Origin of the sequence: Sulfitobacter pacificus (assembly GCF_030159975.1) — a bacterium.
GTDB classification, from domain to species: Bacteria; Pseudomonadota; Alphaproteobacteria; order Rhodobacterales; family Rhodobacteraceae; genus Sulfitobacter; species Sulfitobacter pacificus.
Genome location: NZ_BSNL01000001.1, coordinates 418,694 through 439,292 on the forward strand (window position 1 = coordinate 418,694; position 20,599 = coordinate 439,292).

21 protein-coding genes and 1 pseudogene are annotated in these 20,599 nt (G+C 53.4%); 10 read left to right on the forward strand and 12 right to left on the reverse strand.

The window, feature by feature from the left end; translation table 11 throughout:
* Positions 1-7: 7 nt before the first annotated feature.
* Positions 8-439, reverse strand: coding sequence for a DUF1489 family protein (locus QQL78_RS02080; protein ID WP_284370076.1), 432 nt, complete (start codon positions 437-439; stop codon positions 8-10).
* Between the two features lie 212 nt (positions 440-651).
* On the opposite strand from QQL78_RS02080, the gene QQL78_RS02085 reads away from it, so the two are divergent.
* Positions 652-2,919, forward strand: a complete 2,268-nt coding sequence (locus tag QQL78_RS02085; RefSeq protein ID WP_284370078.1) for an adenosylcobalamin-dependent ribonucleoside-diphosphate reductase — start codon at positions 652-654, stop codon at positions 2,917-2,919.
* Positions 2,920-3,631: 712 nt separating this feature from the next.
* Here QQL78_RS02085 and QQL78_RS02090 read toward each other — a convergent pair.
* Complete coding sequence (locus QQL78_RS02090) at positions 3,632-3,787, reverse strand: hypothetical protein (protein ID WP_284370080.1); 156 nt, start codon at positions 3,785-3,787, stop codon at positions 3,632-3,634.
* Positions 3,788-3,792: 5 nt separating this feature from the next.
* Here QQL78_RS02090 and QQL78_RS02095 point away from each other — a divergent pair, with 5 nt between their 5' ends.
* A complete protein-coding gene (locus tag QQL78_RS02095; protein WP_284370082.1) occupies positions 3,793-4,647 on the forward strand; it encodes a DUF3800 domain-containing protein in 855 nt (284 codons plus the stop codon).
* A gap of 183 nt (positions 4,648-4,830) precedes the next feature.
* Here the strand turns inward: QQL78_RS02095 and QQL78_RS02100 are convergent, their stop codons facing one another.
* The 5 genes from QQL78_RS02100 to QQL78_RS02120 all read right to left on the reverse strand — a co-directional run bounded on the left by QQL78_RS02100 (position 4,831) and on the right by QQL78_RS02120 (position 8,561).
* Positions 4,831-5,811: an IS1595 family transposase gene (locus QQL78_RS02100; RefSeq protein ID WP_284370084.1), complete on the reverse strand. Its 981-nt coding sequence runs from the start codon at positions 5,809-5,811 to the stop codon at positions 4,831-4,833.
* Between the two features lie 148 nt (positions 5,812-5,959).
* The gene (locus tag QQL78_RS02105) at positions 5,960-6,337 is read right to left on the reverse strand and encodes a hypothetical protein (RefSeq protein WP_284370086.1); all 378 of its coding nucleotides are present in this window, start codon (positions 6,335-6,337) and stop codon (positions 5,960-5,962) included.
* Between the two features lie 324 nt (positions 6,338-6,661).
* Positions 6,662-7,066, reverse strand: a complete 405-nt coding sequence (locus QQL78_RS02110) for a DUF6326 family protein (protein WP_284370088.1) — start codon at positions 7,064-7,066, stop codon at positions 6,662-6,664.
* A gap of 14 nt (positions 7,067-7,080) precedes the next feature.
* On the reverse strand, positions 7,081-7,809 hold the full coding sequence (locus QQL78_RS02115) for a DUF2306 domain-containing protein (RefSeq protein ID WP_284370090.1): 729 nt from the start codon (positions 7,807-7,809) through the stop codon (positions 7,081-7,083).
* A complete protein-coding gene (locus tag QQL78_RS02120; protein WP_284370091.1) occupies positions 7,806-8,561 on the reverse strand; it encodes a class I SAM-dependent methyltransferase in 756 nt (251 codons plus the stop codon). Before QQL78_RS02120 ends, QQL78_RS02115 begins: the two co-directional genes overlap by 4 nt.
* A 93-nt stretch (positions 8,562-8,654) precedes the next feature.
* Here QQL78_RS02120 and QQL78_RS02125 point away from each other — a divergent pair, with 93 nt between their 5' ends.
* Both QQL78_RS02125 and QQL78_RS02130 read left to right on the forward strand, forming a co-directional pair.
* Positions 8,655-9,539: a LysR family transcriptional regulator gene (locus QQL78_RS02125; RefSeq protein ID WP_284370093.1), complete on the forward strand. Its 885-nt coding sequence runs from the start codon at positions 8,655-8,657 to the stop codon at positions 9,537-9,539.
* Positions 9,540-9,782: 243 nt separating this feature from the next.
* A complete protein-coding gene (locus QQL78_RS02130) occupies positions 9,783-10,241 on the forward strand; it encodes an ankyrin repeat domain-containing protein (RefSeq protein ID WP_284370095.1) in 459 nt (152 codons plus the stop codon).
* A 531-nt stretch (positions 10,242-10,772) separates the two neighbouring features.
* On the opposite strand, the gene QQL78_RS02135 is transcribed toward QQL78_RS02130, so the two are convergent.
* Together QQL78_RS02135 and QQL78_RS02140 are read right to left on the reverse strand one after the other, a co-directional pair.
* On the reverse strand, positions 10,773-10,940 hold the full coding sequence (locus QQL78_RS02135; protein ID WP_284370097.1) for a hypothetical protein: 168 nt from the start codon (positions 10,938-10,940) through the stop codon (positions 10,773-10,775).
* A gap of 20 nt (positions 10,941-10,960) precedes the next feature.
* Complete coding sequence (locus tag QQL78_RS02140; protein WP_284370099.1) at positions 10,961-11,887, reverse strand: LysR family transcriptional regulator; 927 nt, start codon at positions 11,885-11,887, stop codon at positions 10,961-10,963.
* Positions 11,888-11,980: 93 nt separating this feature from the next.
* On the opposite strand from QQL78_RS02140, the gene QQL78_RS02145 reads away from it, so the two are divergent.
* From QQL78_RS02145 to QQL78_RS02165, 5 genes are all read left to right on the forward strand, one after another.
* Entirely contained in the window at positions 11,981-13,024 is a 1,044-nt protein-coding gene (locus tag QQL78_RS02145; protein WP_284370101.1) for a DUF2817 domain-containing protein, read from the forward strand.
* A complete protein-coding gene (locus QQL78_RS02150) occupies positions 13,021-13,527 on the forward strand; it encodes a GAF domain-containing protein (protein ID WP_284370103.1) in 507 nt (168 codons plus the stop codon). The genes QQL78_RS02145 and QQL78_RS02150 overlap by 4 nt, the downstream gene beginning before the upstream one ends.
* Before the next feature lie 10 nt (positions 13,528-13,537).
* Positions 13,538-14,530, forward strand: coding sequence for a TRAP transporter substrate-binding protein (locus QQL78_RS02155; protein WP_284370105.1), 993 nt, complete (start codon positions 13,538-13,540; stop codon positions 14,528-14,530).
* Positions 14,531-14,595: 65 nt separating this feature from the next.
* Entirely contained in the window at positions 14,596-15,102 is a 507-nt protein-coding gene (locus QQL78_RS02160; RefSeq protein ID WP_284370107.1) for a TRAP transporter small permease subunit, read from the forward strand.
* 11 nt (positions 15,103-15,113) lie between these two features.
* Positions 15,114-16,427 carry a TRAP transporter large permease gene (locus tag QQL78_RS02165; RefSeq protein ID WP_284370109.1) on the forward strand — a complete coding sequence of 438 codons (1,314 nt, stop codon included), beginning with the start codon at positions 15,114-15,116 and terminating at the stop codon, positions 16,425-16,427.
* Between the two features lie 410 nt (positions 16,428-16,837).
* On the opposite strand, the gene QQL78_RS21660 is transcribed toward QQL78_RS02165, so the two are convergent.
* From QQL78_RS21660 to QQL78_RS02175, 3 genes are all read right to left on the reverse strand, one after another.
* Entirely contained in the window at positions 16,838-17,158 is a 321-nt protein-coding gene (locus tag QQL78_RS21660; protein ID WP_386258852.1) for an ATP-binding protein, read from the reverse strand.
* On the reverse strand, positions 17,079-18,350 hold the full coding sequence (locus QQL78_RS02170) for a HAMP domain-containing protein (RefSeq protein WP_284370111.1): 1,272 nt from the start codon (positions 18,348-18,350) through the stop codon (positions 17,079-17,081). Before QQL78_RS02170 ends, QQL78_RS21660 begins: the two co-directional genes overlap by 80 nt.
* Before the next feature lie 151 nt (positions 18,351-18,501).
* A protein-coding gene (locus tag QQL78_RS02175; protein WP_386258853.1) for an IS3 family transposase occupies positions 18,502-19,832 on the reverse strand; the annotation gives its coding sequence in 2 pieces (ribosomal slippage) (positions 18,502-19,505 and positions 19,505-19,832; 1,332 coding nt in all).
* A 157-nt stretch (positions 19,833-19,989) separates the two neighbouring features.
* On the opposite strand from QQL78_RS02175, the pseudogene QQL78_RS02180 reads away from it, so the two are divergent.
* Positions 19,990-20,535, forward strand: a pseudogene (locus QQL78_RS02180) (DUF2493 domain-containing protein); the annotation flags it as partial.
* Positions 20,536-20,599 lie beyond the last annotated feature (64 nt).

A 20,599-nucleotide genomic window follows, 5' to 3' on the forward strand; every position in this document is an offset into this window, starting at 1 on the left:
GTCGCGCTTACAGCACACCAATCTCTGCCAGCGCCTGATTTAATTCGACGGGCAGGGCTTCTTCTTCCTCACGCCCGTCGGGCAGGTCCATTGGTGCATCTTCCGGTGTCAGATAGCGCCAGCCCTGAAACGGGCGTTTCAGGCTGGATTGCGTGCGGATCAATTTCGGTTCCAGCACAATGGCGCAGCGGCGTATGCCGTCATCCCCGATCACCTCGTCCAGCCGTTTGATCACCTGACGGCATTGGATCGCCCCTTTGATCACCCAATAAATCGACCCGCCATTCAGAATTTCGGCCTCGCGTTTTGGCCACATTCGTGTCACGTGACGGGGCAACCCGTCAGCGGTCTGCGCCTGCTTGGTGGCATGCCAATCGGCCAGACCTTCGACGCTTTCGGTCCCGACGGAGAGTTTGATCAGGTTAACGGTTTTACGCATGTCTTTCTGTCGCATTTCCTGAAGCGGACCACAAGTGTTAGAAAATCGTAAATTCCCCTATGTTGTTGTTGATCGGCTCGCATCCACAATATATGGTGGGCGTGTCGTCTTCAACATCATCCCCAGTGACCTTCCCTTTTGCCGTTTCCGAATCCCTTGCGCGTGCCTATGCTAATATCTCAGCACGCTTCCCAGCTTAGAAAGACTGCCTCATGACCCGCTTTGCCGCCCCCATCGCCGAACAAATTTGGGACATGAAATACCGTTTCAAACAGGCCGATGGTACCCCGCGCGATATGACGGTCGAGGATACATGGCGCCGCATCGCCCGTGACCTGGCACAGGTTGAGGACAAGCCGGATCATTGGGAAGGTAAATTCTTCGAAGCCCTGGAGGATTTCAAATATCTGCCCGCCGGTCGCATCACCGCAGGGGCAGGGACCGCCCGTCGCGTGACCCTGTTCAATTGTTTTGTGATGGGCACAGTGCCCGACAGCATGGGCGGGATTTTCGACATGCTGAAAGAGGCGGCATTGACCATGCAACAGGGCGGCGGCATCGGCTATGATTTCAGCACGATCCGGCCCAAGGGGGCGGATGTTCTGGGCGTGTCGGCAGATGCCTCAGGCCCGCTGTCGTTTATGGATGTCTGGGACGCTATGTGCCGCACCATCATGTCTGCCGGTTCGCGCCGCGGGGCGATGATGGCGACCATGCGTTGTGATCACCCTGACGTTGAGGATTTTATCGCCGCCAAGTCCGATCCGGCCCGGTTGCGGATGTTCAATATGTCCGTGCTGATCACCGATCCGTTTATGGAAGCGGTCAAGGCGGATGGGTCCTGGGATCTGGTGTTTGATGGCAAGGTCTATCGCACCGTTGAGGCGCGTGTTCTGTGGGATACCATCATGCAGGCCACCTATAGCTACGCCGAGCCCGGGGTGATTTTTATCGATCGGATCAACGCGGCGAACAATCTGAACTATTGCGAAACCATCGCTGCAACGAACCCCTGCGGGGAACAGCCCCTGCCGCCCTATGGTGCCTGTCTGCTGGGGTCGATCAACATGGCGCGGATGGTTGCAAAGCCATTTGAGGCTGATGCCCATCTGGATGAGGCGGCCCTGCAAGATCTGGTCGCTACCGCCGTGCGGATGATGGATAATGTGGTGGATGTGTCAAAGTTTCCGCTGCCGGAACAGGAACGCGAAGCACAGGCCAAGCGCCGCATTGGCCTTGGTGTGACCGGGCTGGCTGATGCCTTGCTGATGGTTGGCCAGCGTTACGGTTCAGACGAGGCGGCGGCACAAACCGAAGCCTGGATGAAAGCCATTGCGCGGGCGGCCTATCTTGCCTCCGTCGATCTTGCCAAGGAAAAGGGCGCATTCCCGTTGTTCGATGCAGAGGCCTATCTGGCCTCGGGCACCATGGCGCAGATGGATGATGATGTGCGTGATGCCATCCGCGAACACGGCATCCGCAACGCGCTTTTGACCTCAATCGCGCCTACCGGCACGATCAGCCTCTATGCGGGCAACGTCAGCTCGGGCATCGAACCGGTCTTCGCCTATGCCTACACCCGCAAGGTCCTGCAAAAGGACGGCACCCGCACCGAAGAGGAAGTGGTGGATTACGCTGTGCAGCTGTGGCGGGAATTGAAGGGGGACGCGCCGTTGCCCGACTATTTCGTCAATGCCCAGACCCTGCCGCCGCTGGAACATGTCAAAATGCAGGCCGCCGCCCAAAAATGGGTGGATTCAAGCATTTCCAAGACAATAAACTGCCCGGAAGACATCAGCTTTGATGATTTCAAAGAGGTCTATATGGAGGCATGGGATACTGGCTGCAAAGGCTGTACCACTTACCGCCCCAATGATGTGACCGGATCGGTTCTGTCGGTTTCTGAAGACACCAAAGCAGACAAGCCCGTGCCGGTGCCCGAGGGGGGCGAGGTTGTCTTTTTGTCCGAACCGCTGGACCGCCCTGAAGAGCTAGAAGGCAATACCTATAAGGTCAAATGGCCCGACAGCGAGCATGCGCTTTACATCACCATTAACGATATTGTGCTGAACGGTCACCGTCGGCCTTTCGAGGTGTTCATCAACTCCAAAAACATGGAGCATTTCGCCTGGACCGTGGCCCTGACGCGGATGATTTCCGCCGTCTTCCGCCGGGGCGGGGATGTGTCCTTTGTTGTGGAAGAGTTGAAAGCGGTTTTCGATCCGCGCGGCGGGGCCTGGATGGGGGGCAAATATATCCCCTCTATTCTGGCGGCCATCGGTGGCGTGATCGAACAGCATCTGATTGCAACAGGGTTCATCGCAGGCGAGGGTATGGGGTTGAAAGCCGACCCTCAAGCCAAGGTTGTCGGTATGGACGCCCCACGCGGCAAAGCCTGTTCTAGCTGCGGCCAGTTCGATCTGCGCATGGTTGAAGGCTGCATGACCTGCGGGTCGTGTGGGTATTCGAAATGTGGGTGATGTGTTTTATGTGACTGTTGTTGTGAAAAGACAGGCAATTGAGAGCCACTTTGGCCAAATTGTCTGCCACTTATCAGGTCTATTTCTTCCACTGCCTGCTAAGGCATTGAAATTGCTAGATGCAAGAATCGCCGATCCGAGAGGGTTGGCGGTTTCTTTTTGACCAGTGCGAGTAGGGAGGCACCCTTGACCCCACCTTCAAAAACGGTGTCTGTTCTGGACATGAAAACACATCGCCATATCCGCCTCATACGGGCTTCCTGATCTGCCTCCCCATCGGGAGCGGCACCAGAGACATGCGATTTCATTTTTCCTGCCCCTCTTCGTATGCCGCCGTTTCCCTCCCTTCCTTGCCGGATATGGAAACAGACCATGAAGCGTATCAAAATTAGGCGATTGTATATTTGACAAACCCGTTAGTCTGAAACGCGCTTCCACGATCCTGCCTCTGTGCAGACAACCTTAATTTCATGATTGCCGCCCGCAACAGCGCCGGGGCCGAATATCTTATCCTCCCAGATGCAACCTGATGACTTGCCACCCTCTACGGGTTCCCAGGTAAACTCCTTAGTGCATACCATAACCTTGTCAGACGCACGAAACGTCGATCCGGGTGAGAAGCTAGAACTGCTGTACCAGCACTTCTCTTGGGCAATTTCTTGCGCATCTGACGGGGATGCGGCAAAGACCGCACCAACCATTGCAATAAGGGCTAGTCCTCGCATTTGCTGTCCTTATCTTCCGGCTTCTGCTTCACCAGCTTGCCCAGCTTTTCGTTGAACTTCGCTTCGTCGTCGTCCGCTTCTAGTTGTGTCGCGGCTTCCTTAAAGCGTTCTAGTTGACTCTTTTTGGCGTCAGGTGTTTTCATATCGAATGTCCATTTTGTCAAAACCTTATGAATACATACTCTATATAGATGAAGCTGGCGATGATGGCTTAACGAAGGTCAAGCCCATTGACCCCAATGGCGCGAGTGAGTGGCTATGCATAGGCGGCTTTTTAACAAGATCTAACTATGAAGCGGAAGTGGTGGATTGGGTTAGAGAGCTACGCCAGAACATTGACGCAACGCAGGGTCCGGCACTTCACTATCGAAAGCTTAGCCCCAGTAAAAAGGACGTGGCTTGCGCCTACCTCGCAGGGCTTCCCGTAAAAGCTTTCGTTCTATGTTCGCACAAAGCCAACATGAAGGGCCATCAAAACAGCAGGGCCGCTATTAGGGGCGGTAAGCAATGGTTTTACAACTACTGCACCAGATTGCTGATGGAGAGAGCAACTGAATTGTGTCTGAAAGACTCGCTAAAACACTTCGATGAGGCTCGACCACTTCGGGTCGTTTTTAGTCAACGGGGTAGGCATAGTTATGGGCAAACCAAAGCATATTGGGAGCTATTGAAACGCCAAGCCGCTGGCGGGACGACCTTACTTAACAAGCGAGAGATTAGGCACCAAGTACTCAGATATGACCTAGTCAGCGATGTTCCTCATGAGCAGAACGCGGGCTTACAGCTGGCAGATATTGTCGCCAGCGCTTTCTATCAGTCTGTAGAAACCAGCGGCAGAAGGTGGGAAACCCGACACGCAAAAGCACTGGCACCTATCATGGCGAAGGAGAGAAATGTCGTTGCTGATTTTGGCCTGGCATTGCAACCAACCAATCCAAACGAGTTAAGCTTATCTGCCGATCAGAAGATCATCTTCAAACATTTTGGATATACCCATTTGTAGGGCGCGTGGGCCTCGGCCTCTCTTTGACTAACAACGATAGGCTGTAATCCACTGTACAACCGTTTGATGGCCCGCAACATGCTCAATTAAGGCAACCGCAAGAGGTGGTCCCGACGTATCCCACGCAATGAATCTTCGCACATCTTGTAGAATCTGTCACTAGAAAAGTGAATTCATCAAGATTTAGTGTTGGATGGCTTCGTTAGTCCGTCGATATGTGAGGCGCTTGCCAACTACAGACTTCAACGCGACCTGACCGCGCTGGACATCATCCACGCCATTTGCAATGCGATTGTTGTAACGGAAGTCAAACTCAGCGGCGTAGCGGTGCAAGTGCTGCTTACCACAGTGCTGGTAGTCACCCTTCATGCCGCGCTTGAACACGCTGTAGAAGCCCTCTACCGTGTTGGTGTGCATCTCGTTGTCGTCTGGGTTCACGTACTCTCCTTCGCTGTGCGTGGTCCAGCCGTGGGCATCAAACACGCGGCCAGCGCCGATATCCTGATACTGGCGCGCTTCGTCCGTCATTACGTAGGCTTCCTTGGCGATGTTCTCTTGCAGGAGCGGGATAAGCGTTGCCTTTGTCAGATCATCAACAACGATAGATTTGGCTTGCTTTGTGTCGCGGTCCACAAGGGTCAGCAGCTTCATCTTGTGAGAGCCGCCGCGCGCTTTGGGGTGCTTTTTAACGCCGGGTTCGTTGCCGATGAATGTCTCGTCTACCTCAACAATGCCGCCACCGCCGCCAAAGCCAGCAAGAGCGTTGCCGCGCATACATTCGCGAATGCGATGCGTCAGGAACCACGCGCTTTTGTAGGTGATGCCCAGAACGCGGTGCAGTTGGTGGCTGCTGATACCCTTTTTGCTGGATACCATCAGGTGAATGGCTTGCAGCCACAGGTGCAGAGGCAGGTGGCTTTCTTCGAAGATTGTACCTTTGCGCACGGTGAATTGCTTGCGGCACTCGCGGCACTTCCACAGGCCGTGGCGCTCTTTGCCTTCGGGGTTCTTTTTGCTGGCCTTGGTACGGACGCCAACCAGCTTGTATGCGCAGTCAACAACGCCACAGTGAGGGCAGACTGGTCCATCAGACCAAAGCATGGATTCAACATGCTCAAATGCAGCGGCTTCGTCGTGCATGTAGGGGGCGGACAGAACAGACATGATGGTTTCCTCTAACTCTATGACTTATAGATAGGAATCTCACGTGGGTTTGTCAAGTATACAATCGCCCATTTAAGCCAGCGGCTGCTCTTTCCAAAAGTGCATACTGGTCTGTCCCAAGGCACGTAACTTCTATGTTGTACGGCATCTATTTGGCTATCGCCAAAACGATTAGTGTGGGATCTTCGTCACCAAGCTCTTCTTCGTCATCAACGGCCTCAAGCCGAACTCCGTACTTATAGTGGCCTGGTTTGTCGGCCGTGACAGTAGTGGAAACCCCGACGTGTTGCCCGTCAGGACTGGATAGTGTCTCGCTGGCAAACTCAAGTCGTCCGATTGCGTCAGGTGCGGAATCACGAGAAAATCTGAAGGGGTTACCGGTTTCAAAGTAAACGGTCCAACGCAGGTGCTTGGCTGCAACCGAGTCGGCCTTGAAGCGCCATTGAACTAAAGTTCCGGAGTGCACTTCCACGGAATCCGGTGAAATCCGCCGGTTGTTGTCTGTGAACTCAACCCATACTTCCAAAACTTCTTACCATAGCCGTTAATACAATGGCTTTGATCGTATGCATTGGGTGCTACAAGGCAAGAGGCAACTCACATCGGATGTCAGTGGAACACGCGGCGCATTCTCGCAATTGTAGCGAACGTCGGCAATGCGGGCTGCAATCGCAGCATTCCAAAGCCTTTATAAAGGTCGGCTATGGGCCGTCCATGATCGGCAAATTGGTGCCTTAGTCGGGAATGCTGCGACGCCTCCGATGGCGGGGGAGAGCCCTTTTCGACTGATGCTGCACTATGCATTCATGACAGCTAAGAGTTCTTAGAGATGTTGTCGAACGAATCGCATTTATGTTGGTATTGCATCTATCCCTTCAGACGCCCGCCACTTCCATGCGATCCCAACGGCGGCTATTAGGGCGATAAATTGAACACTCATGAAAAAGACGTTGTCGAGGTCGGGTTTGAGGTTCATCGCCACGATCATGACCATCGTCAAAAGGCCAAAACCAATGTTCGCCCATCTATTCATCCCATGTGGCAGAAGCAACGCGAGGATCGTCACCAAGATCGGAATCTCAATCATGATCCCGCCTAACAGCATCAACACTTCAGTTATCGCGACCCCGTCAATTGTACCGGACATCATCTGTTCCAACATGCCTGGACGGCCCAATTCATGAATATCGCGTACAAAGAAATTCAGGATGATGAAGACCCAAAGGATCGACAAAAAGAAGACAGGGATTGCCATTTTGGTACGTCATTTCAAGTCTCATTTCTTGGTGTGGAACGCCGGATAGAAGGTTGTAGCGAGTGCTTTTGCCGACGCTTTGGCGGCCTCAGCATTGCGTGTATGAAGATTTCTGCAGCGACCAGATTGATCACCCATGCGAAAATCATCAGCCCGTCACGCAGGGGTCCCATTGCTTCAGAGCCAACAGCGATGAGCCAGGCAATGCCCAAAACGGCTTGCGTCGAGGCACCCTGACCGATGGCATAGGCCCGCACGATAGACGCGCTGTGTTGGAAAACGTTACGGGATCTGATTGCGATCACGGCCCAGATGATGAGCCCGATCATTGCCGTGCCCAGAACCACCCGCACCCAGTACAGCGCGGCTCCCTGAAGCGCCTCCGGAAAGACATAAAAATGCGTCATCCACAAACCTGTGATGGCAGACATACATCCTGCTACCACGATCACCCGCCCGATGCTGCGATGCGCGGCCGGACGCTGGCGTCGGATGCTTGGCAAGAACTGAACCGCACCGACGATACAGAACAGAAAAGCGCTCATGGTGTGGAGAATGATGGGCGTTGGGGTGAACAAAGCCCGAGGGTTTGCCGGTGCAATTTGAGGTCCGCCTGCAAGTTCCAGAACTCGGATCAAACCACCAAAGCCAGGAATGAACGAATATACAAAGATGACGCCAAAGACGACCCACTCGGATTTTCCTAAGCGAAGTCTTTGGGCTTTTCGATTTGCGGTAATCATCGTGACCGCCGTGCCCAAAAGGCAGTGCTCGCAAGGCCCGCTGAGCCGAGCCGAACCGGTTGGTATCCGACATCGACAAGCTGGGATGCGTGCAGCCACGCGATGCCCTCTTGCTCAGTGATCGCCCAAGTGCGCCACAAAAGTTGGATGAGTGCGCCGAAAAGTGAGGGGCGTGTGACGCAAAGGAACACCGTCCCACCTGGCTTTAGAACTCGAACCATCTCTGCGAGGGCACGTTGCGGATCCGGTAGATGCTCAAGGACATGCGCGGCCATAACAACGTCAAAAGACTGATCCTTATAGGGCAATGACAAAACATCGGCCTGTTGAAGGTGCGGGTCCAGCCCGGCGTGCTGCATCACAGACTTGGCCTGCGCAAGCATTTCAGTAGAGGTATCAATTGCATGGAAATCCACCGGACCCTTCATCAGGCTACTAAGCGCAATCGAAAGGCTCCCATTTCCGACGCCGCAATCAAGGACCCGCGCCTGTGGCGCAACCTGCATAAGATCTATGACAACCTGAGAGGTCAAAAGGGGTTCGCAATATGCGGTATTCAACCGAAAACGACGCTCCGTCCGCGCCCATTTACCCGAAGCCGCGTCGTAGCGGCTGGCTAGGTCCGTTGTAGAGAGCGGGCGTCTGCTTATGAGAACCTCCCAAGAGCCGATGCGACGAGTCGTCATGGGAATTGCCTTTTCCATGGCACGGGTGTGCGATGGAATGAGGTTATTGTTTTCTGGAGTCGTCATTTTTTGCTGCCTTAGGTTCATCACAGGCAGAACATAGATCGCGGCTTGCCAATACGAAATTGCGTATCTCTCTTGGTTTGGTATACGAGAATAATGGAGTGGAAACGATCAGCCTTCGACTGGAACCAAGCGCGGGCGTTTCTCGTCACCGCTGAAGAAGGATCGCTGTCCGCCGCTGCGCGTGCGCTTGGGTTGACACAACCAACGCTGAGCCGACAGGTCTCGAGCCTTGAAGAGGCGCTTGGTGTGGTCCTTTTTGAGCGGACATCGCGCGCACTTTTGCTGACACAACCAGGCTTAGAATTGCTGGCGCATTTTAGGACGATGGGCGATGCAGCAACCAGCATATCCCTTGCTGCGACGGGCCAATCGCAAGCTGTGACTGGGCATGTGTTGATTTCGGCTACAAACGGGATGGCGACGTTTTATCTGCCGCCTATCCTCAAGAAACTGCGTAAAACCGCGCCAGACCTTCAGATTGAGATTATTGCATCAAATGAGTTGAGCGATTTACGCCGTCGAGAAGCGGACATTGCAATCCGTCACAGTCGACCCAAAGACGAAACCCTGTTTGCAAAACGGCTTCGCGACACGAAGGCACATCTTTTTGCGTCAAAGGAGTACCTTGACGAAGTTGGCCGCCCCGAGTCGCTGGCTGATCTTGAGAAATTGACGTTTGTCGGTTTCGACCAACCAGAACAGCGACTTGGCTTGATGGCATCACGTGGCGTGAATCTGACGACCGCAAATTTCAATTTTTCGACGTCGAGTGTCACACTAACGCTCGAACTTGTCCGGCAAGGTTTTGGGGTCGGCATCCTTCCAGTCGAAATCGGGGCTGATTACCCAGAACTCGAAAACCCTTCTTCGGCGTTTGAGCCGATCAGTATCGGGACATGGCTGGTGGCCCACCGCGAGCTTAAGACAAATCTGAGAATTCGCGTGGTTTTTGATCTACTGGCAGAGGGGATTGGTTAGAAACATCTAAGCTTCGTCATCGGATTGACGCTTGAAAGCCAAAACTGCCGCTATTGCAAAGAACCTTTAGAATAGGCCATCGCATAAGATGGTCTCAGCACAGATGAATCGTCAATTGCGGTCATTGGAGTAAGCGCTGCGAATTGTCGTTTTTGTCTCGCACAGCCGACATTGAGGTTTCAAGAACGCTAATCCATCCTGACTAAAATCATCGGATGACCGCTTCGAGCCCAAATTGACTTGATGTTTCTCGTCAGAAATGCGGAATTCTGGTGTATTATTGGAGCACAGAAGAAGATATTCTCGGGAAGAAAAATGTCAAAAAAATTTAAATCCAGAGAGACCTTGGATCAACTCCTTTCTTCATGTTCCGACACCTTGTTCCCTGCCGAAATGGGTGAAGCTTCCGTTAGCATCGATAGCAGAGACTGCGATGGTGATACCCCATTGCATGTAATGCTTTGGCGGAGAAATACCTACGGAGCACTGTTACTTATCGAGGCAGGCGCTGACGTGAACGCCGTTGGAGACATGTCAGAAACGCCGCTTCATGTCGCCGTAAGCCAAGAAAACATTAAAGTTGTGGAAGCGCTTTTGAAGTCTGGGGCGAATCCGACAACTAAATCTGAGTTTGGGAAGTCACCCAAAGAAATTGCCGTCGAACTGGGGGGCGAGATGCAACGGTGCTTTGGCAGTCTGTGACTTTATCGTCGTAGTATTGCGAAAGGCAACTTCGTCCGCACAGCTGACATTCAGGTTTCAAGAACGCCAATCCATCCTGACTGAAATCGTCGGATGACCGTTTGGTGCCCATTTTGCCCGATTTACAATCGCGAGTACCTGATCTTTGAAATCAACTTAGCTTGCGTTTGCTGAACGATTTCGAAAAATTGATCTCAATCGGCTGAGGATGACAACAATAGGCGCATAAACCAATATCGTCTTCCACGACAAGAGCATTGGGAGATATATGAAAAAAAGCCAAAAGTTAAAAAAGAAACTTCTGACCGACCCAGCAATAACATCCTGACCGCACTTGACAAATCCTACCATGGCACTCGTCCAGTAACAGCTCTCATTCCTTATTGGAGCCACATCGTGAAATGAAGGCAACAACAGAGATGTCACGAAGCTCAAGAGTACCAACACAACGTATAAAACTGACAGTCGGAGCACACTCACTCTAAAGAATTTGATCATACTACCTTTCGGTGGTTTGGTTGTAGCCATAGGCTAACCGCTTGGATATTCAAATTCGAAAAACGGGGCAATGTCCGCACAGCTGCCCTCTGATCCCATCAGCGGTGAGGTGCTCCTGATTGAAAGCGTCAGATGTCCGCTCAGAGCCCATTTTTGCCAATACTTTGCGATGCGGCGAATGACGGCTGTCGGTTTTGACATTTTGCATGTTAGTTCCTGATTCACCTAGAGGTTAGGTGGCGTTCGTTCTGGAACTCGGGCGTTGCACCGCAGTATGTTTCGAGAATTTCAAGGAACTTCGCCTGATCCGATCGGTACTGGCGGCGCTTCATTACGGAGTAATAGTATTGCATTTCAATTTGGGGGACATAGGGACGGCAGACCACTTTATTGGACTGTTCCCACATTCGCGCACCGAACGGTTCAAGAATCCCGACGGCCAACCCGCGCGCGATAATCGAATAGGCCGTGTGGGCCGTATCGACCTCATATTTGTCAACGATCTCGATGGACTCGGCACGCATCTGTGAGAAGGCCTCACTCCAGCGTGCCGGGCCGTCGGGCATGATCCCGAGAATAGTTTCGCCAGCCAGATCATGGGCACTGATGGTTTTCAGCTCCGCTAGACGGTGTCCCGCCGGCAAGGCGCAAACCTGACGGGCGCTCCCAAGCGAAATTCGTTCTGCGCCACGCAGATTTGGCAACTGCGCCGCGATAGCAATGTCGACAGAGGAGTTTTGCAGCCGAACGATAAGTTGTGACAAGCGGTGCGAGTGGATCACAACCCGGGTTTTCGGAAATCGCCGATTGAACTGTTCCAGCACCGGGGGCAATAGCGTTGCCGCCAACGAATGGGTTGCCGCCACTCGCAACATTTGACCAGAGTCTCCACGAATATTCTCGGCAACCTTTTCGAGTCGCCCAAGCCCGAGGAAGTTTTCCTCAACACTTTCAAAAAAACGCGTTCCTTCCGGAGTGGGAATCAGAGCGCCCTGCTTGCGCTCGAAAAGGCTGAACTTGAGGTAGGCCTCAAGATCGGAAATCAGTCGACTCACCGCAGGTTGGCTGACGTTCATTTCGGCGGCGGCGCTCACCATGGAGCCGGTGATCATGATATGGCTGAAGGCTTCGAGTTGGCGAAATTTCATATCTCAATATAACATTTTCGTATATTATATTAAATAAAATAATTTGATGATATGCGCTCCCCTTATCTATCTTAATGAAAAGTAGGAGCTGCCATGTCCGAATCCATTAAGAGCTTTTCCGCGACTTATGACATCGCCCGTAAGCGCTTTCGCAGTGCGGCTGATGCGGCTGGCTTGCCTATTCAAACCTACGTTCACCCCCTTCAGGACCCGCTTTTGCCTGAAGCGGCTGTTGATGTGGTGCGCATCGGGCCAAAGCCCGCCTCGAAAGTTCTTTTCGTTACCTCCGGGGTTCATGGCACTGAGTTGATAACCGGATCAGGAGCCCAACTGCCTCTGATGGAGATCTTCGCCGAAGACTTGCCGACGAACACTGCTGTTGTCCTGATACATGCCGTCAACCCCGTTGGCTGCGCTCGGCTGACACGTACAGATGAAAACAACGTCGATCCTAACCGCAACCTGCCAAAGAGCTTTGCGACCCTACCGGAAAATCCCGAATACAACGCGCTGCACGCCGCCCTTTGCCCTGATGATTGGGAAGGTGGCCGAGCAGCAGCCGAGCGAACCATCGCTGACTACGTGACCAAGAAAGGAGATCAGGCACTGATCCAGGATGTCTTGCGCGGACAATACAGCCACCCGGACGGTTTGTTTTACGGTGGGCTTGAAGAAAGCTGGACAATCAAGAACCTGACGCGAATTATCAAAGCGCAGTCCGAAGGAGCCAGTCAACTGGCCATCGTTGATATCCATACCGGCGTCGGCCCCTATGGTTTCGGGGAAGTGATGCGGATGGACCGACCTGCCATTGCCGGGGCGGAATGGGAGAAGATCGGCAACCTCGTGTGTGATGTTCTGGACCGTGCCGAAGCGCCGCTGCCTCCGATCAAGATAATCCTTGAGTTTGGAACCTATGCTTTTGACCGAGTGCTGAACGCTTTGAGAGCCGACAACTGGCTGCGTCACCATGGCGAATTGCACACACCTCAGGGCCGTCAGATCAAAGCGAACCTGCGCGATGCCCTGTTCGCGGATGACCCGAGGTGGTTGGACGATATCGTGAGACAAACTGTCGAGTGCTGTCATGCAACACTGGCTGAAATGCAAACAATCGAAGTGGCCATGGAAGCATGAACGAACCTGACGCCATAGCAGAGTTTGACAAGGCACTGGCCAAAGCGGTGAAGCCTGAACAGGCCTTTGGAGCCTTGCAGGAACTTGTCGAAAACACCATTGGCGCGCGTTTATTTACCGTCATGGATGTCGTGCAGGATGACATGAAAGGCCGTCGCTCGTTCACCAGCAACCTGCAAAGCTATCCGGCGTCTGGTTGGGTGATGTTGCAAGACAACGATTGGTTTGACACGGTCATACGCCATCACCAAACATACGTCGCCAATGACATGGCTACGATAACAAAAGACTTCGCCGACCACGCGCTAATCCAGAGCTTGGGTTGCGCATCTATCGTCAACCACCCTGTCCTGATCAACGGGAGATTGGTGGTAACCATAAATATATTGCACGAACAGGGCCACTTTACGCCTGAGCGTGTGAACACCGTAGCCAGCTTGCTAAAGATCCGCGCCGTAGCTGCTTACGAACACTACCAAAAACTAAAATCCAACAGAAATTAGGAGCTAAATAATGGTACGACTTACCAAACTGGCGGCTGTTGCCGCTGTTGCGGCAACCAGCTTTACGACACCAGCTTTTGCGGAAACCACGCTGAACCTTGCCAATGAGTATCAAGACACAACGTTTGCTGCTGTTGCGGACAAATACTTTATTGAGAAGGTTCAAGAGCTGACCGGCGGCACGGTGAAGATCGACTATTTCCCCGGCGGCTCGCTCGGGTTCAAATCGGCAGATCACTTTGACGCTACAGCAGATGGCGCGATCGAAATCGCCGATACATTCATCGGCCGTTTGGCCGGTATTGATCCGGTATTCAGTTTGCCATCCATGCCGTTCCTTGCGACGGACAAGAGCAAAGCCCTCACACTTGAGGCCGTACTGCGCCCAGAATATGACCGTGCGTTCGGCGCGGCAAACCAGATCTACCTGTTCACCACGCCTTGGCCACCATCAGGCGTCTGGACGAAAGAGCCCCTAACTTCACCTGAAGACTTGAAGGGCCTCAAAATCCGCGTCGCCGATGTGCCGTCAATGCAGACATTCAAAAACGCCGGGGCGAACCCGCTGGAAATCAGCTGGGGCGATGTTGTTCCGCAATTGTCAGCAGGCGCAATTGATGCCGTTGTTTCATCGGCCGAGGGTGGCACAAACATCAAACTTGGTGAGTTCCTCCCTCATTACACAGCTGTCGACTATGTGATCCCGGCGAATGTCGTTCACATGAACAAGGATGCATTCGACGCCCTGAGCGAAGACGAGCAAGCTGCTGTGATGCAAGCCGCGTCGGATACTTCCACTTTCATCTGGGCCAAGCTCGAAGAACGCCTGAGCAACACATATGATGATCTGGCGGAGTTGAAAGTGAACGTGAACCGGGACGCAGACCCGGCTCTGATGGACGCCCTGTCAAAAGCCAGCTCAGTTGCGTTGGAACAATGGAAAGCCAAAATGGGCGAGAACAGCGAAGCTATCCTTGACAGCTTTGCAGCGGCAATCAAGTAACCCTCGATCTGGTGGGCCGCGTCTTTGATGTGGCCCGCCCCCCACCTTTGCTGACAGGACATGACTTGACCCGTTTTCTAGCAAACTACACCGCCTTTACAAGCCGTCTCTCTTATCTGGCAGCGCAATTAGGCATGGTCGCAATCGTCTTGATGGCCGTGCATATTCTCGTCGAAATCATCATGCGGGCCTTCTGGTCAACCTCCACATTTATTCTTGATGAGTTTGTCGGCTACGAAGTCGCCGCGATGACATTTCTTGGCCTTGGGGCCGCGCTTGATGACAAAGTTCTTTTGCGCGTGAACCTGCTGTTACTCCCGCTCAAAGGCTGGCTGCGCGTTGCAGTCGAGATCATCAACGCGATGGCGACTTTGTTGGTTTTCGGCTTTCTGACATTTCATCTTATCCGCCAGACCGTTCGCAGCTTTGAGCGGGGAACGACATCTCTATCCATCTTGGAAACACCATTATGGATCCCGCAAAGCATTCTTGTTTTTGGCCTAGTGATTTTCTGCATTCAACTCACCGGGTTGATGGCCAAAGCTCTCCACGCTCCTGAAGATCTGGACTAGGAATACATCACATGGATCCCTATCAAATCAGCTTATTTGTCATGTTCCTCGTGATCGTGACCCTCGGATCCGGCATCTGGATCATGGCGTCACTTTTGATCGTCGGACTTGTCAGCCAGTGGGTTATCTCCGACTTTAGCCTGCTTAAAATGGGCACGATTTCAGCAACCATCATTGCGCGCAATTCGATGTCTTGGGAGCTTTCGGCCATTCCTTTGTTTATCTGGATGGGCGAGTTGCTGTTTAGAACGAAACTATCAGTGGCGATGTTTGAAGGTTTGACACCATTCGTCAACCGCATTCCCGGCCGCTTGCTTCATACCAGCGTTCTGGGCTCGACGATGTTTGCTGCTGTGTCCGGCTCTAGCGCCGCGACGACAACGACAGTGGGCCGGATCACGGTTAACGAGCTAATCGGACGCGGCTATGACCGTTCCTTAACCATCGGATCACTCGCCGGTGCCGGTACATTGGGGCTGCTCATCCCGCCTTCAATCATCCTAATCATCTATGGTGTGATGGCTGAAGTTTCGATTATACGGTTGTTCGCGGCAGGCGTCTTTCCGGGGTTGATGATAGCGTTTCTTTACGGCAGCTATATCGTCATTCGTGCGCTCATTAACCCGGACATCGCGCCCAAACGCCACGAAACCTATTCCGCGGGTGACATGGGGGCTGCATTCCTCAAGCTGCTACCTGTTATCGTTCTGATCTTTATCATTCTCGGGTCAATCTATTCGGGTTTGGCAACGCCATCCGAGGCGGCCGCAATCGGGCTGGCGGCAACTTTGATTATCACACTGGCTCTACGTCAGCTGACTTGGGATGTGTTTTACACATCGCTAAACAGCGCTGTAAAAGTCTCTGCGATGATCACCAGTCTGGTCGTCTGTGCCGCCGTGCTTGCGTCATCGATGAGCTACGTGCGCCTGCCTCAATCTATCGCCGAGATCATCGTTCAGCTTAACCCGTCAGAACTTCAACTTATCATGTTGTTAATGGCGTTTTACATTTTTCTCGGCCTGTTTCTGGATGGCACGTCGGTTACAGTAATGAGCCTGCCAATCACCATGCCGATTGTCATTGCCGCAGGTATAGATCCGATCTGGTTTGGCATCTTCTTGGTGATCATGATCGAGCTTAGCCAGATCACGCCGCCTGTTGGGTTTAACCTGTTCCTGCTACAAAGCTTAACCGGAGACAGCCTACCCAAAGTGGCGCTCGCCGCCATGCCGTTTTTCTTTCTGCTCTGTCTTGGCGTCGCAATTTTGTATGTGGCACCGGGCGTGGCGACTTGGCTTCCCGATTATCTTTATGGCGACTGACCTATTAGCTGGTCAAAACTTAAGAGTTTTCGCCTTCCAGTCTTCAGTTTTCAACCTTAACTACAAATGCTTTCAAACGTGTAGTTAAGGACACCAATAAGTGTACCTGATTGCCGACTTTGGGGCGATCGCAGCGAATTCACACTTCGTCCGCATTCTGTGAGTTCGAACGGCCCTATTTTTTGCGCTTGCAGCGAATGGCCGGTCTGGTGAAGCCGCGCCGCAGCGACGTTGACTGCAATGAATGTCTCTTATGGGCCGTTTGCGTAGAACGCGCGCAAAGGTCAAGGTTGTTGCACGCTGAGTGCGGGTGCTTTTTGTGTCTTGCTTACAATCTCTTAAGAAAACTCTCTCTTCAGAAATATGGGACAACAAGGGCCTGACCAACTCGGCCCTAAGCTCCATTCCGGTTAAAAGGTCATCTGAACCATAGTACCTTTTTCACAAGCTCTAATTGCCAAGTGCCCTCTGTGTTGCCCAACGATCTCTGTGCAGATTGTCAAACCCATCCCAGTGCCCCCTTGTTCCCGTCTGGTCGTAAAAAATGGCACTGTGGCCTTGGGGGCATTTGCCGGGGAAATCCCGGTGCCGTTATCGTGGACACGGAGCGTGCGCCCTGTGCCGTCAAAATTGATTTTGACCAGATTGGCGTTACGTTCTGCGGCGTTTTCTAGCAGGTGACCTAAGCAGATAAGGGCGGCGTCTTGAGGGAGCGGCAACGTTTGAGACACATCGCCGCTTATCTCGATGGTCAGATGCGCAAATTTTCCGTCCAAAATGGGCTGCAGAGTTTCCAGCGTGGTCGGTGTTGAAACAGGCGCATTCTGCCCTTTGGCCATTTCGCGCATGCGGTTCAACAACCGGTTCATGCGCGCAGCGTCGGACTTGATAGTCGTGGCGAGCGCGGTACAGACGTTGATCTGTGATGGTGTCAACTTCTAACAGCTCGGCCGCACCCATGATCGACGTCACGGGGGATTTTAGCTCGTGTGTGGCATGTTTGGTGTAGGTTTGCAGCGCTGCGGCATTCTTGCTGAGCGTTTCTCCCATGTTGATCAGGCTTTGGCCCAATCCAGCCAATTCCCTTACACCATATTGAGGTAGTTGAGTTTCGGCCTTTCCTGTTGAAATGTCATGCGCCTGTGCCTGCAACTGATGTATTGGACGGGTCAGAAGCCGCCAGAGAAACGCACCAATCAAAGCGGCGGAACCCAATACGCCAATCGTCAGCCACAAGAACGTATGGCGTTGTTGAAAAAGGTATTTATTCAAATTTGAGGGCGTGCGTGACAGGTAAACGGCACCCACAATATGATCAGCAACAAAAACCGGATGCGCCACGTAAATCCGAAACTGCGTGTCCCGGCTAAGCGATTTGAGCGAATGGTTGCGATATTCTTCCTCGCGCCAGCGCGCGACGGAAACGATGTCGCCCTGCAGGGCGCGCCGGACTTCCGAGACATGACCAAGGCTGCCGGTTTCCTTGCCTGACTTGCCGATGATCGTGCCATTGGGGTCAAGGGCAATGACTCCGACCAAGGTGGTCTTGCGCGCCTGTTCGGCAAGTTCCGACAATGCTGTGCCAACTTCCAGGTAAACCGCATTAGGGGTATGTTCAGGTATCATCGTATCAGGGCGCGGTGGCAGGATAGACCGGCTGTGCGTTGTCAGTTTTACCTCAACGGGCTGCCACTCTTGCGACAGTCTTTCGCGTTGCTGGGCGCTCATCCGCACTCCATCCAGATCAGCGCCGGATGCGCCCTGAACTGCAATGGCAAACTGCGCGGCATAGATTGCGGCCTGCGCGTGCAAGGATGCTTCCGTCTCGCGGACAAACTGATTGCTGGTGATCCGTGCCGCCACAAGGGCAAAGAACGGCAGGATGATCAATACTGCCACAACCGATGCGATCAATTGTGCCAAGGACGGACGCCATTTGCCTGGAACCTTCACGCTTTACATGTTCCCAGCCGCAAGCCCACACCATGAATTGTGCGGATTGTCCATCGTCAGGGTTTTTGGAACCAATGGCGGCCTAAACTAAGAGAGAGTTTGGCTCATCTTGTTGGTTTGGTTATGCGGCGTGCTGGCGGTGATGCAAGCGTCGCGCTTCGAGTGTCTTTTGCTTGATCCTTTCGCGTTGCTTTAAAATGGCTTTGTTGCGTCCGAAGTAGACGTCGGCGGGTGTGACGTTGTTGATGCTCTCATGATACCGCTGGTGATTGTAGTGATCGACGAAGGCTTCGATCTGGGCTTCAAGATCACCCGGCAGGAAGTAGTTTTCCAACAAGATGCGGTTCTTGAGAGTTTGGTGCCAGCGCTCAATCTTGCCCTGGGTTTGCGGATGATACGGCGCACCGCGTGAGTGCTTCATGCCCCTGTCTTTCAACCATTGTGCCAAGTCGCTGGAGACGTAGCTTGAGCCGTTGTCGCTGAGTAGCCGTGGCTTGTGAACGACGTGAACTTGGTCGCAGCCAGATGCCTGCAATGCGAGGTCCGGCGTGTCCGTCACGTCTTCAGCCCGCATATTGGTGCAGAGCTTCCAAGAGACAATATAGCGGCTGTAATCGTCGAGGACCGTACTGAGGTAGAACCAACCCCACCCCAGTACTTTGATGTAAGTGAAGTCTGTTTCCCAAAGCTGATTGATGGCCGTCGTCTTGTGCTGGAACTCATTGGCAGCCTTTAGGACGATGAAGGCTGGGCTGGTGATTAGGTCATGTGCCTTGAGTGTGCGATAGACTGTGGATTCCGACACAAAGTAGCGTTCCTGATCCGTGAACGTCACAGCCAGCTCGCGTGGCGACAACTCTGTTTCTTGCAGCGCTAGGTCGACAACTTTGCGCTTCACCTCATCGGGTACGCGGTTCCAGACGTGTTTTGGCTGGGGAGAATGATCAGCAAGGCCAGCCTCACCGCGTTGCAGATACCGATCGTACCACCGATATGGAATGCCCAACTTGGCCAGTGTCTGACGCGCTGACAGATGGCTTTCTTCGACCAGCCGGATAATCTCCAACTTCTCTGATGCGGGGTATCTCATTCGTGGTCGCCCCCATCGCCTGTCATGCTTTTTTTGAGAAGACGCAGTTCGAGCGTCTGTTCCGCAACCACCTCCTTGAGATCTTTTGCTTCGCGGCGTAGTTCCTTCACTTCGTCCGTGTTGGCGGCACGCGCCGTGTCCCCAGCCAGCCGCTTCTTCCCGGTTTCCATGAAATCCTTCGAACATTTGTAATAGATGCCCTGTGAGATGCCTTCACGGCGGCACAGTCCGGCGATGCTATCCTCACCGCGCAATCCATCCAGCACGATGCGGATCTTCTCTTCGCTGGAATAATGCTTGCGCGTGGCGCGCTTGATGTCTTTGACGATCTTCTCGCTTGGGCTCTTCGTTGTCTTTCTCATCGTCCACTCCTCAGTGGTTACGATGAGCAACAAACCCTCTCTTAGCAAATAGCCCTATTTGGTCCCATAGGCGCTGACGTCAGACATGGAAACCAGGCATTCGGCCATGCTACCACACCTACGTGGTGGCCTTGGAAACGAATACTGGAGATCAGACATGGCTTACGACACCGCAAACACCTACGAGACTATCGAGCTTTTCGGGCTCACGGAAAAGGACGCACAGCTACCGATCCCGGAGGATCACATCCTGACCGACCGTATCATCCACGAAAGCTTCGAGGCATTGCTCGGGCAGCTGCGCGGGACCGGCCTTGAAGCAGAAATCGAGCCGCTGGCCCATGGACTCGCCACGATCCTGCAGCGCCGCAAGGTGGCGCTCGGCAAGGAGGTTGACCGCACCGCCGACAAGATCGGCGCGCTGGCAAAATCTCACGACGGATCGGAGATCGCCGAGACCGCCATTGAGGAGGCGCAGGCGCGCTTTCTGCAGCTGCGCGAGATTGTTAGCGCCATCGAGGTGATGAGCGAGGCAGCGGCGGAATGCTACGAGGTCAAGACGGGCTACGCCTTCATCCCGGCAGCCGGGTCGCGCGCAAGCGTCCGGGCGCAAGAGACCGGGGCGGTCTTCGAAGCGCGGCAACTGCTGGAGCAGCATGTCCGTGAAACCGCCGAGAAATCAAAAGTCGGGGGGTTCTCCTTGTACAGCCTCGACTTCTGCCAAGGTAACGTGCGCATTCGTGTATGAAGCGAGCGTCAGAAGAGAA

Bases quoted from the DNA above. Each gene is read 5' to 3' on its own strand.
- QQL78_RS02080 (WP_284370076.1), bottom strand. From the start codon at position 439: ATGCGTAAAACCGTTAACCTGATCAAACTCTCCGTCGGGACCGAAAGC.
- QQL78_RS02085 (WP_284370078.1), top strand. From the start codon at position 652: ATGACCCGCTTTGCCGCCCCCATCGCCGAACAAATTTGGGACATGAAA.
- QQL78_RS02090 (WP_284370080.1), bottom strand. From the start codon at position 3,787: ATGAAAACACCTGACGCCAAAAAGAGTCAACTAGAACGCTTTAAGGAA.
- QQL78_RS02095 (WP_284370082.1), top strand. From the start codon at position 3,793: ATGTCCATTTTGTCAAAACCTTATGAATACATACTCTATATAGATGAA.
- QQL78_RS02100 (WP_284370084.1), bottom strand. From the start codon at position 5,811: ATGTCTGTTCTGTCCGCCCCCTACATGCACGACGAAGCCGCTGCATTT.
- QQL78_RS02110 (WP_284370088.1), bottom strand. From the start codon at position 7,066: ATGGCAATCCCTGTCTTCTTTTTGTCGATCCTTTGGGTCTTCATCATC.
- QQL78_RS02115 (WP_284370090.1), bottom strand. From the start codon at position 7,809: ATGATTACCGCAAATCGAAAAGCCCAAAGACTTCGCTTAGGAAAATCC.
- QQL78_RS02120 (WP_284370091.1), bottom strand. From the start codon at position 8,561: ATGACGACTCCAGAAAACAATAACCTCATTCCATCGCACACCCGTGCC.
- QQL78_RS02125 (WP_284370093.1), top strand. From the start codon at position 8,655: ATGGAGTGGAAACGATCAGCCTTCGACTGGAACCAAGCGCGGGCGTTT.
- QQL78_RS02130 (WP_284370095.1), top strand. From the start codon at position 9,783: ATGTTTCTCGTCAGAAATGCGGAATTCTGGTGTATTATTGGAGCACAG.
- QQL78_RS02135 (WP_284370097.1), bottom strand. From the start codon at position 10,940: ATGTCAAAACCGACAGCCGTCATTCGCCGCATCGCAAAGTATTGGCAA.
- QQL78_RS02140 (WP_284370099.1), bottom strand. From the start codon at position 11,887: ATGAAATTTCGCCAACTCGAAGCCTTCAGCCATATCATGATCACCGGC.
- QQL78_RS02145 (WP_284370101.1), top strand. From the start codon at position 11,981: ATGTCCGAATCCATTAAGAGCTTTTCCGCGACTTATGACATCGCCCGT.
- QQL78_RS02150 (WP_284370103.1), top strand. From the start codon at position 13,021: ATGAACGAACCTGACGCCATAGCAGAGTTTGACAAGGCACTGGCCAAA.
- QQL78_RS02155 (WP_284370105.1), top strand. From the start codon at position 13,538: ATGGTACGACTTACCAAACTGGCGGCTGTTGCCGCTGTTGCGGCAACC.
- QQL78_RS02165 (WP_284370109.1), top strand. From the start codon at position 15,114: ATGGATCCCTATCAAATCAGCTTATTTGTCATGTTCCTCGTGATCGTG.